Below are 14,842 nucleotides of genomic sequence, written 5' to 3' on the forward strand. Positions count from 1 at the left end.
CTGCCCTCCCACCCCGCCGGCGAAGTCCTGACCTCCAATGACGCGCGCTGGTCGTTCGCACGGCGCCGGCCCGCCGGCGTCGTCTCCGTGATCGCCCCCTTCAACTTCCCGCTGATTCTGTCCATCCGCTCGGTCGCCCCGGCCCTGGCCCTGGGCAATACGGTGCTGCTGAAGCCGGACCCGCGCACCGCGGTATGCGGCGGCGTCGCCCTCATGCGGGTCTTCGAGGAGGCCGGCCTGCCGGCGGGTGCGCTCTCCCTGCTGCCCGGCGGTGCGGAGACGGGCGCCGCCGTGGTCGAGGCCCCGGAGGTCCGGGTGATCTCCTTTACCGGCTCGACGGCGGCCGGCCGCAGAGTCGGCGAAGCAGCGGCCCGGCACCTCAAGCGCGCACACCTGGAACTCGGAGGCAACAACGCGCTGATCGTGCTCCCCGGCGCGGACGTCGCCAAGGCTGCCTCCGCGGGCGCCTTCGGCTCCTTCATGCACCAGGGCCAGATCTGCATGACCACCGGCCGCCACCTGGTCCACGAGTCCCTGTACGACGCGTATGTCGCCGCACTCAGCGAAAAAGCCGCGCAGCTGCCGGTGGGCGATCCGGCCAGCGGCACCGTGGCCCTGGGCCCGATCATCGACGAGTCGCAGCTGAAGCGCATCCATGCGATCGTCGAAGACGCCCTCCAGGCGGGCGCCCGGCTCACGGCAGGCGGCACCCATGACGGGCTGTTCTACCAGCCCACGGTCCTGTCGGAGCTGAGCCAGGAGAACCCGGCTTTTGCCGAGGAAATCTTCGGCCCCGTCGCCCCGGTCATCAAGTTTTCCACCCTTGATGAGGCGGTGGAACTGGTCAACGCCAACGAGTACGGCCTCTCCGTCGGCATCCTGGGCGACGTGGGGACGGCGATGGACCTCGCAGACCGGGTCCACTCAGGCAAGGTGCACATCAATGAGCAGACCGTCATGGACGAAGCCAACGCCCCCTTCGGCGGGGTAGGCGCCTCCGGGACCGGATCCCGGTTCGGCGGAGCCACCGCCAACATCGAGGCGTTCACCGAAGTCCAGTGGCTCACCATGCGCCCGCAGATCGCGCCCTACCCCTTCTAGGGCTCTACTGATAGACGTAAAGATCTCCCTTTCCATTGGGCTTGGTCAGAACATCATGCGGTGGCCTCCTGCTCAAACTCGTGTGAGGCTCCGGCAAGACCCTCCCCACCGACGAAACGCTGCTCCAAAGGACTCTGACCAAACATAGGAAAATCCTGGCCGTGTTCGGCCTCAACCAGCCTTTGGAGGCTGCCGGCTGGCAAGGAGGGTGCTTGCCGCCCGGGCGCCACTGAACCGCAAAGCTGCACCTCGTCCGGGCCAAACGAAAGCCGGGGACAGCTTGCTACGAGTGCTGGAGCCGGCGGAACATGCCGCCCACTGCCGGTTCCCGCGCCATCTCAGTGTTTCAAAACGCATGGGATACGAGACGTCTCACCGGACCTCGCCGCGGCCACGACGACGACAGCAGGATTCCGCCAATTCTCGGGACATTTCCCGGCGACCGCGATTCTCATAACTACGTCTCGAAACCATCTGGTTGAATCGGTGTATTCACTATTAGTTATGAGCTGGGGAGCCGCTCCGCGGCGTTGGGGGCTTGAGAAAACGGCCTTGTGGCTGGCTTGGGTAGCGTCGGATGATTGGCGGTGCCGCGGTCGACGCCGCTGTGTCTTAGTGCTCAGAGCCTGTTTATGAGCATGGTGTGGAGGGCTTCCACGGGAACCGTGGATTGGTGCCGCTAACCCAACAGCCTGGGGTTGACGAGCCCGTTTAGTAGATTCCTGAATCATTTCCCCGCCCTTCCCGCGGCACCTAACACTGCCGGCCGGTGGTGTTGTTGGACCGGATGCGAGGAGTAAATGATGGACATCGTGCACGAGCGTGCCGCGGGAATGGACATCTCCAAACGTGATGCGAAGGTCTGCGTCCGGATACCGGGAACGCGGGCAGGAACGTCCAGTAGGACAGTTGCCACATACGGGGCCACGACGAATGAGATCCTGCGTCTGCGCCGTGATCTCGAGGCAGCCGCGGTCACGGTGGTCGTAATGGAGGCCACCGGCGACTACTGGAAACCCTTCTACTTCCTGCTGGCGGAGTCGCTGAACGTGCAACTGGTTAATGCCAAAGCTGCGCGGAATATCCCGGGCCGGAAGAGTGATGTTTCCGACGCGACGTGGCTGGCGGAGCTCGCCGCCCACAATCTCCTGCGGGCCAGTTTCGTGCCACCAGAGCCGATCCGTCAGTTGAGGGATTTGACCCGGACCCGATCGAACCTGACTCATGAGCGCACCCGTGAATTTTCACGAATGGAAAAAGCGCTGGAGGACTCCGGCATCAAATTGTCCTCAGTCGTCAGCACGCTGACCACCCAATCCGCCCGCAGCATCCTCAACGCTCTCGTATCCGGAGAACGTGACCCGCAGGCCTTAGCTTCGCTGGCGCACTCCTCGATGGGCCGCAAATCCGCAGCGCTGGTCGAAGCCCTCACCGGCCGCTTCACCGACCACCACGCATTCATGGTGCACCTGCATCTGAACCGCATTGATCAGATCGAAGCGACCCTTGCAGCCCTCGACACCCGCATCGACCTAGTGATGGAACCCTTTTCGCTTGCCCGGGAGCTGCTGATGACCGTCCCTGGGATTTCTAAGAATGTCGCTAACGTCATCATCGCCGAAGCCGGCGTGGACATGAACGTCTTTGACACTGCGGGCCATCTGGCATCGTGGGCGGGAGTATGTCCGAGCCAAAATGAATCCGCTGGGCGGGTCAAGTCCACCCAAACCCGACCCGGCGACCACTACCTCAAAGCCGCACTGGGAATCGCCGCCCTGGCCGTGTCCCGATCAAAAACGACCTACCTCGCCGTGAAATACCGTCGCATTCAGTCCCATGCCGGCGCGCTGCGTGCCGTAGTCGCGCTCCAACACACGCTGCTCGTGATCGTCTGGAACATGCTCCACGACGGAGTCGCCTACGACGAACTCGGCATCGATCATTACGACAAAACCAACCCCGAACGCGCCAGGAAACGCCTCCAACGCCGAATGGTAGCGCTCGGATTCGAGCCCAACCTCACCCCCCTTTCCGCGGGGAGCTCACCTTCGTTTTCTTAGTAGACACCCTGAGAGCAGGCATGGCGAAACTGATCGGCTACGCGCGCGTTTCGACGCGGCAACAGTCCACTGACCGGCAGGAGGCAGACCTTCTGGCCGCCGGCGTCCGACGGGATGACCTCTACATCGACCATGGCGTCTCCGGGACTCGTTCCTCGCGGCCACAGTTCGACCGGGCACTGGAGGCACTCGTCGAGGGTGACACTCTCGTCATCACCACCCTGGACCGGCTCGGGCGCTCCACTCAGAACATGCTGGCTTTCGCCGACGCACTCCGGACCCGCGGGGCCGGCCTTCGGGTCCTGAATCTGGGCGGGGGCGAGGTGGATACCTCGACGCCGATGGGGTCGATGCTGTTTACCGTCATGGCCGCTCTCGCCCAGATGGAGCACGAGATCAAACGCGAACGCGTCACCGACTCCATCAGCAAACGACGGCAAGCCGGGCTGGACTTGGGTGGACGGCCCCGGCGGATCACGGACAGTCAGATCCGCAGCGCGGTGCGCCTGGTCGAAGGCGGCGCGCCTGCTGCTCAGGTTGCCCGCGATCTCGGCATGTCCCGCGCGACGTTCTACAGACGGTCCCAAGCCCTTCCGGTCGGACAGAACGGCTAGCCTCTTCGCTTCCGCGATTCCACAGATTCGCTCACGACACCGGCTGGCATCGTTGAAAACGGAGACTCAGTATCGCCGCCCCAAGCGCGGCGAGGGCCGCTTCTGGCACCAATCGCATTCTTCCCTTGGAATCTCGTGGATACGGCATCGTGAGAGCGCAGGCGAACTGGTTGCCGCAGAGATTTTGGTGGCCGGTACGGCTGCGGGGGCCAGCGGAGAGACGGCTGCGGGGACCGGCGGGGGGACGGCTGCAGGGAGCAGCGGCGGTACGGCGCCGGGGTTGCCTAAGACTGACCACTTTTCCGGACGGATGGCTGCGATGAAAAATTGGCCCATCGTGCTGTCGCAATATGGACAGACGAACGCGCTGTAGAGCCGGCCGCTCGCCTTGGTGTGCCTCTTTTTGATGGCTGCTTTCGGGACATCGGGCTTTGCCGCCCGAATCCACTGATCCACCGCGCGGTGAACCTCTGGGTGGTTCTCGAGTCGCTTCTGATCGACCGCAGCTTTTAATTTGAGTGCAGGTATGCCGCCGCCCCAGGCCCACGTGCGTGCATCCCAGACCAGCATCGGTTCTCCGCACCCCCAACAGCAGGTGAGACTGCCCCAGAGATAAATATCCATTCGGGTGCGCACGGTGTGGCGCCCGAAAGCCGATTCGGGAGAAGCGGAAAGGTCGTTCATCGCCTCGATTTGCTGCTTGATTGCTACCTGCTTCATGCGCTCGGCTTCTGCAGCGACGGCCACAGCCTCAGCAACGGCCCTTCGAGCCTCCGCCTGGGCATTCGGGGTTCCGTGTATCCAGGACGGCCCCTGCCGGAGCAGTGCCTCAACGAAGACACCAACACTGCCTCCGGTCATGACAAAATCTTGGTCCGCAGGCAGAGCAAGCAGTTCAGAGGGGTCATCCGGAACCTCGGACGTCTTACCAAAGCCCGTCACCACTACTGGAACCTTTGTCTCGTGGTACTCGAGCTGCCGTGGGATGAGCCAGACCGGAAACGCTCCGCTGTCGAAGTAGCGCTGGGACCGTGCAAAGTAGTTCTCCGGCGTCTGGGATGACAGCTGCACCTCGAATGCGACTCGCCTAGAGAAGTCATCAGACTCGGCCAAGACGTCGATAATCCATTCCCGGGACGGGTGAGGGTGTTCGACGATCGCGTGCCAACCAGGCACCCGGTCAATGCCGAGCTTCAAAGCTTCCTTCATGGCCAGATGTTGAGGTGATTCTCCGCCATGGTCTACCTCGCAGTCGCGCTTCCTGTGATGCGCAAAATAGCGGGTGAGGGGTCCGCGGGTCTTGGCGACGGCACGTACGTTACAGACCGGCATGACCATCCGTTTGCGGTCCTCTGACCGCTGAAGCTCCGCCCACGCTTCAGCGGTGAACGTTGGGGCGTAGACCCGACTCCCATCGAGCATTGCAGTCAGCAGCATGGTCCCCCAACCCTCAGCGGCCAGAGGTTCTGGCCTTCACAGGGGATTTCACCACACGGAGGCTCATCTGCAGGGCATCAGACAGATTCTTCCTGAACGCGCCTGCGAAATGGCCGGCAAGACTCATCAGTCCCAGGAAGCAAACCGGCTACCCAGATTGCCCGATACCCCGGAATGTCTCGCTCGACGTTCTATCGACGCTCCCGCACGCTGACAACATCGAGGTTCACAGCTGCAACTCCCCTGGCCCGGCGAACCGATGCAGCCCCACACCCCTTGCTCGGTCGGCTGCGGCTCAGCCAAGGGATAGTCAGGCCGGAGGTCCGCTTAGTGGGCCTCGTCGTAGGCCTTCTTGATGTCCTGGCTAATGCGGCCGCGGGCGCTGGGGTTGTGGCCGTTCGCCTCGGCCCATTCCCGGATCCGCTGCGTCTGTTCCCGGTTGGAGGTCGTGTTCCCGCCGCTCCGGCCGGCTGAGGAGCCCCGAATACGCCGGCCGCGGGCAATGTACGGCTCCAGCGCTCTGCGCAGCATCGCTGCGTTCTCTTCGGCCAGGTCGATTTCGTATTCGACGCCATCGAGGGCAAATCGGACAGACTCCTGGGCGTCTTCGCCTGAAATGTCATCTATCAGTTGAACATGAACTTTGCGGGCCAATGGGGTTCCTTTGCTCGGTCTAGCGGTGCTGCTCCCCCATGCCAACGCCTGTCTTTGAGTTCAACACTATTTCACTCGGGGACCACCGTCGTGCGTCCCCGTGGGCCCCGCGAAACTCATCTCTCTCGGGATTCTGCCAAATAATCTCCCCGAAGGTTCCGTAGTCGAGTTCTGCCGCTGCGCATGAGCGCCGAAGGGGACGCCTCTGTCAGTTTCAGAAGTCGTCTGCACGGAATGTCAGAAGTCGCCTGCACTGCTTGTCCGAGCGGGAGCGCCCGAGTGAGTTTTCTGACTCGCGGGGCCCTGACGACACCAGGGCGCCGCATCGCGGATTACTGCTTGGTGTTTCCATTTTCCGAAGTTGTCTGCATGGAATGTCGAAAGTCCTTTGCGAATGGGCGAACTCTCGGTTCTGGACAAGGCGGTCTTGTCCTGGATCTAGTCAGCGAATGGCCTGGCGGCTAGGGTCAGAAAGATCATTTCGGCATGTGTCTCTGGTGGAGTGGGGGATGGCGGGATGGGGTGCTTATCTGTTTCGGTTCTTGGATTTGCAGGGAGTAGGGTCGTTTCCCCTGGGTTCGGTCATCGGGAGGGTAAGCGTCCGGTCTCCCGTTCCTTGTCCCGCGCTGTGGGGCGAGCGTAGGTTGGGGGAACAGATGGCGGTTGCGGTGTTGGTCCGCTGGACGGTACTTGGGGACGTCGAAGCGGCGTTGCGGCTCGTGATTCGGGCCGCCGCCGATGCCGGGTTCAGCCCTGAGGACGGCGGGGTGGCAGAGGTCTGTGTTCGTGTGCCGCGTTCCCTGTTTTGGCGGCGCAGGGCGGCGCGGTTGACCGGCTCCGCTTCGGCCTCTGCCAGGGGAACGGAAATTTCGTGGACCGCGGATGATCAGGGGACCGGGCACTTGGAGCACCTTCTCGGCATTGAGGAGAAGCTGCCGGAGGGGGTCGTGTATTACCACGGGCTGCTGTCCGCCGCGGCGAGGGCAGGTCTCGTCTTGGGCGAGGTGAAGGAACGGCGCAACGTGGTCGGTGTACTGGGCAGGAATGAATCCGTCCGCGCCGTCGGCCACGGACAACTCGGGGATCATCGAGGGTATGTCGTCCTGACGGGCACGCGTTTCCTGGTCTTCGGGGACGGCGACGCCAGTGCGGGTCTCGTCCTTGATGTGCCTCACGGCTCCATCCAGGGCATTTCCCTGGGTAAGAAAACCGCCGGCGAGACGCTCCGGCTGGTCCTGCCGGCAGGCGAACGTGAAATTTCAGGGTTAGGCCATGGGGAAGGCCACGGCATTATCAAGAGTTACAGGCAAGCCGTGGCGGAAAGTGAGCGTTACACCGCGCGCCCGCCCGGTTGACGCTTCTATCGGCACCGCCACGGGGTGAGGCTACGGTATCGGCTCCACGGGTCCCCGGCGCACAGCATGGTCGGACACGGTGCCGGTGTAAAAGATTTGGTCAGGTGATGCGGTGACCACCACGGCCGCCGGGGTGCTGTTGGATCCATGCGGAATGGGCTAGGGTGGCCGCATCGGGGCGCTTTTCCGAGGCGTCCGTCACTGGTCGGGGGGGGCCGCGTATGAACACCGAGGTACTTGCACCATCCGGCGGGGCCCTCACCGGCCTGGCCGATCTGAAGATCGAACGGGTTCTGGAGCTGGCGCGGACGCATCTTCAGATGGATGTCTCATTCCTCTCGGAGTTCACCGCCGGCAAGCAGATCTACCGGGCCGCGGACGGCGAGGCGGAATCCTTCGGCATCATCCTTGGCGACGGACCTGACCTGCCCACTACCTACTGCCAGAAAATGGTTGCCGGGGACATTCCTCATGCCGTACCGGACAGTCTGGCCGAACCGCTGGTGTGCGCCCTGGACACCACCCTCGAACGGCGCATCGGCAGCTACATCGGTGTTCCCTTGCGGCTCTCGGACGGGAGCCTGTATGGCACCTTCTGCTGTCTGGGACATAATGCCGAGTCCCTGAGCGCCCGCGATGTGGGCTTCATGTCCATGCTCGCCGAACTACTGGTCGAGGAACTCGACAGCCAGCAACGACTGGCCCGGGAGCGGGCTCCCATTGCCGGGATCCTGGCAGCGGAAGCAGTCACGATCGCCTACCAGCCGGTCATCAGCCTGCGCGATGGCCGGCGCCTTGGTGTGGAGGCGTTATCCCGGTTCCCGGTCGGCGCTCCGGATATCGTCTTCCGGACCGCCCACACCGTCGGACTCGGGGTGGAGCTTGAGGCCCTTGCCGTGCGGCACGCGGTCGCGGTCCTTCCCCGGTTGGTCGCCGGGCAGTATCTCGCGGTGAACCTGAGCCCGGCCGGGGTTTTCGAGCTGTCCGCCCGTGCAGACCTCTGGGCCCGGATAGATCTGAGCAGGATTGTCCTTGAAGTCACCGAGACCGTCGCCGTGCAATGCTACGAAGCCCTCAGACGCAGCCTGGCACCCCTGCGCGAACAGGGGGTGCGCCTGGCCATCGACGACGCCGGCGCCGGATACGCCTCCTTGCACCACATCGTGGAACTGGAACCCGACGTGATCAAAATTGACCGCTCCCTCATTCACGGCATGGCCACCGACCACTCCCGCCGCAGCGCGGCCCGGGCGTTCGTCGCCCTCGCAGGAGATCTCGGTGCCGCGACCGTGGCCGAAGGCGTCGAAACCTCCTTTGACCTGGACGCTGCCCGGGAACTTGGCATCACCGCCGCCCAAGGCTACCTGCTGGGACGGCCCAGCACCGACCCGGCAGACCTGCTTCAGGCCTAGGACCCCCGAGCCGGACGTACCCGACAGACCGGCCCGACCTGACCTACCGGACATGTTCAAGGACGCCGGAGGCGGCAATCTCTCGTGCCCGGCCCAAGCCGGCCCCCCACCGCACAAGCCGGGTTCCGCCGCCGTAGCGCAGATGCTGGTTTGGTCTCCGAATACGTCAGACATGGTTGGACAGCTCCCGTGCCTGTTGGGCGTGGACTTCGAAAGAAGGTCAGCCAGTGCCGGCCCGTATCCACAAGTGGCCATCCATAACCCGAACGTTTGCAGAGTCTCCCGGATGGCTACCAGACTTCAGCTCGACTTTGCGCTGTTTTGGCACAAGTTTTCCCCAAGTGTGGATAAAGTCACTTGCCCGGGGCAATGAAGTCGCAAAATCATACGGTCGTTGCAACATTCTGATTTTTGGAGGTTGTGATGCCGAGTGGTTATCGGGCGCCCGATGCGCTGAAGGATGAGTTTTTCTCCCTGATCCGGCAGGGGGTCTCGGTTAAGGAGGCTTCTGCCCGGATAGGAGTGTGGCGCAGTACCACCCAGGGCTGGATGGGTAAGGCTGGCGGCATGCGGATGCGTATGGGAGTTGATGGAGGCCTTGAAGCCGGTCCGGTGCCGGCTGTGCGGCCCGGGTCCAACCGGCTTGATTTGGTGGATCGGGCGGTGATCATGATTCGGGTCCGGGAGGGCGCCAGGGCCGCGGTGATCGCCCGGGAAATCGGCCGGGACAGGTCGGTAGTCTGGCGGGAAATCCGGCGGAACCGGGGTGAGGATGGGACGTACCAGGCCGATGTGGCGCAGATCCGCACTCATGAGCGTGCCCGGCGGCCTAAAGCGTTCAGGCTTCAGAACCCTGATCTGGCCAAATACGTCGAGGATGCCATGGATGATGGTTGGTCTCCGAAACTGGTGTCCTTGGTTCTGAAGCAAACCTTCGGTCACGATGAGAGCATGCAGGTCAGTCATGAATCGATCTATCAGAGCCTCTATGTCCAGGGACGGGGCGAGCTGCGCAAGGATCTCTACCGTTGCCTAAGTACCAGCAGGAGCAAGCGAACACCCCGCGGTGAGCGGCCCCGGGGAAACGCAGGCCAGCACTACAGGGATGCTCCCAAGATCTCAGAGAGACCTGCCGAAGTTGACGACCGGGCGGTGCCAGGGCATTGGGAAGGCGATTTGATCATCGGCAAGGACGGCCGCAGCGCTATCGGCACCCTGGTCGAGCGCAGCACCCGATACACGCTTCTGCTGCACCTGCCCGGACGGCATACCGCACAGGAAGTCGCCGACGCGATGATCGCCCAGATGCGCCGGCTCCCGGACCAGCTGGTCAAAACCGTGACCTGGGACCGGGGCTCCGAGATGGTCCAGTACCCCCGCATCCAGATGGCCCTGGACGCGGGGGTCTACTTCTGCGACCCGCACTCACCATGGCAGCGCGGGACCAACGAGAACACCAACCGGCTGCTGCGGCACTGGTTCGAGAAAGGCTCAGACCTCTCAACCTTCACCGCCGAGGACCTCGAGGCCATCGCTGACAAACTCAACAACCGGCCCCGCCCAACACTGAACCTCGAAACACCCAAACAACGCATGCGCCAACTGATCGCCGCCGCAGCATGACACCACCCCGGCATGTTGCAACGACCAATTGACTTTGAGAGTCATTCATGATTCATGAGTGACCCTTCGGGAAACATCGGCAATCCGACGGATTGGGGGGTGCCGGGCCTCAGCGGAGCCGAAACCGGTTCGTCGTCAGCGCCCGGCGCGAAAAGCGCAGCAGGGGGCGGAGGTCCCCGAGGGGGATAACCAATGGCGGGTATGTTCGAGCTTTTTCTCGACGCGGAATCACGGTACCGGTTCCGCTTGAAAGGCCCCGACGGGATGGTCGTTGCCGTATCACGAAGCTTCGACGACAAGCCGGCCGCCATAGCCGGAATCCGTGACGTGCGCGAAAGCGCGGGAACAGCACTGATCACCGATCTCAGCCCCAGGGCCCGTCCGGCTGTCCCTTACACCGGCGTGTCAGGCGCGGTCCGCCGCGACACCCCTTGCGTTGTGCCGGAGATCAGCTCCCCTGTTCCTGCGATGGCGCCGCCGGCCGGAAGCGAGTTCTTTCCAGGTAGCGGGAGTCTCATTAATGTGGGCAGGAGAGCATGATGCGGCTGCTGATCACGGCTTGGGCGGGGCCGGGACGATGACGGCGCAGCCCCGAACAACCGGGCCACATGCGGATCTGCTTCGCGCTCCGTTCGCTGATCTCGCGGAGCATGGCCCGGATGCGCTGGTCGTCATCGGCGAACAGGGCACGATTGCCTACCTCAACGCCGCTGCCGAAGCCCTGTTCGGTTACCGCCGGCACTGGTTGTTGGGCCGCCATTACCGGACCTTGCTGCCGGGCAGGTTCCAGGGATGCAACGAAGATCTCCGGGACGTTTTTGCGACCGATCCGGGCGTGCGGCAGGCGGGGACGGATCTTGATCTGTTCGGACTGCGCCGCGACGGCACGGAATTCCCGATGGAGATTAACTTCTCACCCCTGCCCGGTCCCGGCCACTCCGGGATTGTGGCATCGATCCGGGACGTGACCGAACGCAAACGCAGCGACGCGGCCCTGCGCGAGGCCCTCTCGATGGTCAGCGCAACCCTTGAATCCACCGCAGACGGAATCCTGGTCGTGACCTCCGGCGGGAGAATCGCCGGGTCCAACGAACGCTTTGCCACGATGTGGGGAATCCCTGCCGATCTGCTGGCATCCCACGACGACGGAAAGGTCATGGATTTCGTCCTGGACCAGCTCACCGATGCGGAATCATTCGTGGCAAAGGTCCGGGAACTCTACGCGGACCCCGCTGCCGAGAGCCTTGACTCACTCCACTTCCGCGACGGCCGGACCTTTGAACGGTACTCCCGGCCACAGCGGGTCGCCAATGCCATCGTCGGGCGCGTCTGGAGCTTCCGGGACATCAGCGCCCGCAAAGAGGCCCAGGACCAGGCCAAAACGGCGCTGGAAGACGTCGCCCGGCAGACCGAGGAACTGAAACTCCTCGCGTTCAGGGACCACCTCACGGGCCTTCCCAACCGTGCACTGTTCCGTGAACGCCTCGAAAAAGCACTGACCGCACCGGAACGCGACGGTATCCATGTGCTGCTCCTGGACCTGGATAACTTCAAGGAAGTCAACGACGTCCTTGGCCACCAGGCCGGTGACGAGATGCTGACCGAAGTCGGGAGCCGCCTGCGCCGGTGCGTCGGCCCGGCCGATACCGTTGCCCGGCTCGGCGGCGACGAATTCGTCATCCTCCTGACCTCCACGGCCGATCCCGACGCCGTGGCGGCCCGTGCCGTCGCCGCGGCGAACCTGCCCATGACCCTGCACGGGCATGAACTCCACCCCAGCATCAGCCTCGGCTTGATCAGCGCCGACACCGGCCTCCAGGCCCCGGACCTGCTGCGGCGGGCCGACATTGCCATGTATGTCGCCAAGGCGGCGGGAAAGAACCGCTACCAGCGATTCCACCCGGACATGATGACCGCCCTGCTGGCCCGCAACGAGCTCGAAACCGGCCTCCGCCGCGCCATTGACCGCGAAGAAATCACGGTGCACTTCCAACCCGTCGTCAGCGCCGTATCGGCCCGGGTCACCCAGGTCGAGGCCCTGGTCCGCTGGGACCGGCCAGAAGGTCTCGTCCCGCCCTCGGACTTCATCCCCGCGGCCGAAAGTACCGGGCTGATTAACGCGATCGGGCAGGAAGTCCTCACCCAGACCTGCGCCCGGTTACGGCCATGGCTCGAACGGGACCAGGAACGCCGCGCAGCGGTGAATGTCTCCGCCGTGCAGCTGCGCGAACCCGGTTACGCCCGCACCGTCCTGGAGACCCTGGCCGCTACCGGAGTCCGGGCGGACCAGCTGATCCTGGAGGTCACCGAAAGTGTCTTCCTGGACCCCGCACCGCACATCACCGCCCAGCTGACCCTGCTGCGCGGTCACGGAATCCGGGTTGCCCTCGACGACTTCGGCACCGGCTATTCCTCCCTCGGCAGGCTCCAGGACCTTCCCGTCGACATCCTCAAAATCGACCGCTCGTTCGTCTCCGTCATCATCACCGGGAACGAGAGTCTGCCGATCCTAAGCTCCATGACGGCCATGGCCCACCATCTCGGACTCCGCATCACCGCCGAGGGCGTGGAAACCCCGGCCCAGGCACTGCACCTGCTCGGCCTCGGCTGCGACTCCCTCCAGGGGTACTACTTCTCCCGCCCCGTCCCCGCCGAAGACCTGCCCACGGCCGAAACCGATGCCGCACAGCGGATCAGGGAGCTCAACCCCGCCATAGCAAAATCCCAGAGCTAATAGAACACGGAAGAACCAGCGCGGCCCCGGGAACTGCCCGGCCCGTCCCGGCGTCCAGGGAACCGGACGACCGCGTGAAGCCTTCGGGCCGGATGCAGATCGCGGACACGGCAATCTTCGGCCCTCGGTCCGTCGCTGTTCGTGCAGACGGTGCGGAAACTATGAACCCTGCCGGGCCTTCGGGATGGGGACGTCCAGGGTTCCGGTGCCAGTCTCGGAGCCCCGCCGACGGTATCCGGTGCCGGAAACGATGGGCCCCTGAAGGTCCTCTGCGGGGGTCCAGTTGCTCCAATCCCCGGGGCGGATGGTGGGCGCACCCAGCAAATAGCCCTGGCCGGCTGTCGCTCCGAGACCGGTGACGGCTGACAGTTCTTCGGGTGTTTCGATTCCCTCTGCGGTCACGACGGCATCGATGTGGCGGGCGAACCCGATCATGGCCTCAGCCAGTGAGGAACGGAGCGGATCCGTATCAATTCCGGCTACCAGGGTACGGTCCAGTTTGATGATGTCCGGTTCAAGTTCCCTGATATGGCGGATCGACGTGAAGTAGGATCCGGCGTGATCAATTCCGAGCCGGACCCCGCTCCTGCGCAATGGAGCCAATGCCTTAACCAGAGCGGCGGGTTGTTCCCGGGTCATAGCCTCGGTGAGTTCCAGGACCAGCCGCCCTGGAGCAATCGCTGATTCCTCCAGGACTCCCGGAAGGAGCGGGTCCAGGCAGGTGGCCGCGGAGAGTTTCAGTGCCACGTAAAGGTGGTCCGGGAGGAGCCTGGCGGCGGTGAGGGCCGATTCCATGGCCGCAAATTCCAGATCGCTTTCCAAGTCCTGGTCCCTGGCTTCGGCGAACCAGCCCGCGGCCTCATCGCGGCCGTCGCTGAGGAAGCGTGTTAAAGCCTGGACACCCACGACTCCCCGACTGGAGAGGTCAGAGATCGGCTGGAAGGCTGTCACCAGCATCCGGCCCTGCAGGACCGCCTCGATCCTCGATCTGACGTTCTCCTCCATCTGCTGGGACGGGATTGCGTCCAGTGGCTGCGGCGGCGTTGCGCCGCCCGGCAACGGTAGGTCCGATATTCCAGCAGGAAACCCGGTCAAGGATCTCAAAGCGAGCAGGTGCTCCACGAGCGCCGCCTCCGGCCGGCCCGGATGGGCCGCCAGGCACCGGCGCAGCTGATCCCGGACCTCAGCGCGCTCCGGCTCGGAAGCGGACAGCACCGCATCGATGATCTCGGCCGCCTGACGGCGTATACCGGACGCCCCACCACAGGGCGGGTCGTCCTCCGGTTCCACCTCATCTGCCGTATCGGTGTGTTCTGGAAAAGACGATGGCTCTATCGACATTGGCTATTCCTTTTGTTCCCCGGTTCCGGCTGAGCCCGGAACACAAAGCCGGTCATCCGCTGACGTCTTCCAGATTTCCTGGGACGCGAGGGCTGACGACCGTAGCAGAAGCCTACAACGGGACTGACCGGTCTGACCCGCTGCAGGGAGGATTTTTTCACTGGCACTCTTGGCCTTGGTCCGCCTGCCGGACAGCGTCCCCGCGCGACGGGTTTCATCCATGCACCGCGGACCGCCGGGCTGCTGCCGCCTGGTGCTCGGCCCGTCCCTGCCGACGCCGCCGGAGACAGTCGCCTGCCAGGACCGGGAGCGGCCGAAACCGTCGTCCGGCTGCGGCCCCACGACGGATCCATCCGTTAGAACCGGATCGATACTTTCCGGACCGGTGACACCTCCCCGTTACTGAACGGCATACGGTCATCGAGGCAAGCTGCGCAATCGGCCCCGGTATTTCATGGCCCTGAAGCCGCCGTTCGCGGCGGGCAGCGCCAAAGGACCAAAGGTCCCGGGA

Annotated in this window: 11 protein-coding genes; 8 read left to right on the top strand and 3 right to left on the bottom strand. The window is 64.0% G+C overall.

The features are described 5' to 3' along the window. The 3 genes from HNO80_RS15825 to HNO80_RS15835 form a co-directional block, all read left to right on the top strand. Positions 1 to 1,101 (top strand): aldehyde dehydrogenase family protein (locus HNO80_RS15825; RefSeq protein WP_175323809.1); only part of this gene is annotated, 1,101 nt, incomplete at its 5' end. Positions 1,102 to 1,904: 803 nt separating this feature from the next. Then, complete coding sequence (locus tag HNO80_RS15830) at positions 1,905 to 3,161, top strand: IS110 family RNA-guided transposase (protein ID WP_175323851.1); 1,257 nt, start codon at positions 1,905 to 1,907, stop codon at positions 3,159 to 3,161. Between the two features lie 20 nt (positions 3,162 to 3,181). Continuing rightward, positions 3,182 to 3,775 (top strand): recombinase family protein, encoded by a 594-nt coding sequence (locus HNO80_RS15835; protein ID WP_175323810.1) that lies wholly within the window; start codon positions 3,182 to 3,184, stop codon positions 3,773 to 3,775. A gap of 66 nt (positions 3,776 to 3,841) precedes the next feature. Here HNO80_RS15835 and HNO80_RS15840 read toward each other — a convergent pair whose 3' ends face one another. Both HNO80_RS15840 and HNO80_RS15845 read right to left on the bottom strand, forming a co-directional pair. Further along, positions 3,842 to 5,212 (bottom strand): competence protein CoiA, encoded by a 1,371-nt coding sequence (locus HNO80_RS15840; RefSeq protein WP_175323811.1) that lies wholly within the window; start codon positions 5,210 to 5,212, stop codon positions 3,842 to 3,844. Between the two features lie 327 nt (positions 5,213 to 5,539). After that, positions 5,540 to 5,866: a histone-like nucleoid-structuring protein Lsr2 gene (locus HNO80_RS15845; protein WP_175323812.1), complete on the bottom strand. Its 327-nt coding sequence runs from the start codon at positions 5,864 to 5,866 to the stop codon at positions 5,540 to 5,542. A 656-nt stretch (positions 5,867 to 6,522) separates the two neighbouring features. Between HNO80_RS15845 and HNO80_RS15850 the strand changes: the two genes are divergently transcribed. The 5 genes from HNO80_RS15850 (at position 6,523) to HNO80_RS15870 (ending at position 12,990) form a co-directional block, all read left to right on the top strand. After that, positions 6,523 to 7,221, top strand: a complete 699-nt coding sequence (locus HNO80_RS15850; RefSeq protein ID WP_175323813.1) for a hypothetical protein — start codon at positions 6,523 to 6,525, stop codon at positions 7,219 to 7,221. A gap of 221 nt (positions 7,222 to 7,442) precedes the next feature. After that, a complete protein-coding gene (locus HNO80_RS15855; RefSeq protein WP_175323814.1) occupies positions 7,443 to 8,633 on the top strand; it encodes a sensor domain-containing phosphodiesterase in 1,191 nt (396 codons plus the stop codon). 423 nt (positions 8,634 to 9,056) lie between these two features. Then, positions 9,057 to 10,256, top strand: a complete 1,200-nt coding sequence (locus HNO80_RS15860; protein WP_175323852.1) for an IS30 family transposase — start codon at positions 9,057 to 9,059, stop codon at positions 10,254 to 10,256. A gap of 201 nt (positions 10,257 to 10,457) precedes the next feature. Continuing rightward, positions 10,458 to 10,796, top strand: a complete 339-nt coding sequence (locus tag HNO80_RS15865; RefSeq protein ID WP_502707873.1) for a YegP family protein — start codon at positions 10,458 to 10,460, stop codon at positions 10,794 to 10,796. A 37-nt stretch (positions 10,797 to 10,833) separates the two neighbouring features. Then, the gene (locus HNO80_RS15870; protein ID WP_175323816.1) at positions 10,834 to 12,990 is read left to right on the top strand and encodes a putative bifunctional diguanylate cyclase/phosphodiesterase; all 2,157 of its coding nucleotides are present in this window, start codon (positions 10,834 to 10,836) and stop codon (positions 12,988 to 12,990) included. A gap of 159 nt (positions 12,991 to 13,149) precedes the next feature. Here the strand turns inward: HNO80_RS15870 and HNO80_RS15875 are convergent, their stop codons facing one another. Next, positions 13,150 to 14,331, bottom strand: a complete 1,182-nt coding sequence (locus HNO80_RS15875) for an EAL domain-containing protein (protein ID WP_175323817.1) — start codon at positions 14,329 to 14,331, stop codon at positions 13,150 to 13,152. Between the last annotated feature and the right edge of the window lie 511 nt (positions 14,332 to 14,842).

It is taken from the genome of Arthrobacter sp. C9C5 (assembly GCF_013359735.1).
Classification (GTDB): domain Bacteria; phylum Actinomycetota; class Actinomycetes; order Actinomycetales; family Micrococcaceae; genus Arthrobacter.

Coding starts and splice junctions, on each gene's coding strand:
- HNO80_RS15850 (WP_175323813.1), top strand. CDS start 6,523: ATGGCGGTTGCGGTGTTGGTCCGCTGGACGGTACTTGGGGACGTCGAA.
- HNO80_RS15875 (WP_175323817.1), bottom strand. CDS start 14,331: ATGTCGATAGAGCCATCGTCTTTTCCAGAACACACCGATACGGCAGAT.
- HNO80_RS15860 (WP_175323852.1), top strand. CDS start 9,057: ATGCCGAGTGGTTATCGGGCGCCCGATGCGCTGAAGGATGAGTTTTTC.
- HNO80_RS15840 (WP_175323811.1), bottom strand. CDS start 5,212: ATGCTGCTGACTGCAATGCTCGATGGGAGTCGGGTCTACGCCCCAACG.
- HNO80_RS15865 (WP_502707873.1), top strand. CDS start 10,458: ATGTTCGAGCTTTTTCTCGACGCGGAATCACGGTACCGGTTCCGCTTG.
- HNO80_RS15830 (WP_175323851.1), top strand. CDS start 1,905: ATGGACATCGTGCACGAGCGTGCCGCGGGAATGGACATCTCCAAACGT.
- HNO80_RS15835 (WP_175323810.1), top strand. CDS start 3,182: ATGGCGAAACTGATCGGCTACGCGCGCGTTTCGACGCGGCAACAGTCC.
- HNO80_RS15855 (WP_175323814.1), top strand. CDS start 7,443: ATGAACACCGAGGTACTTGCACCATCCGGCGGGGCCCTCACCGGCCTG.
- HNO80_RS15870 (WP_175323816.1), top strand. CDS start 10,834: ATGACGGCGCAGCCCCGAACAACCGGGCCACATGCGGATCTGCTTCGC.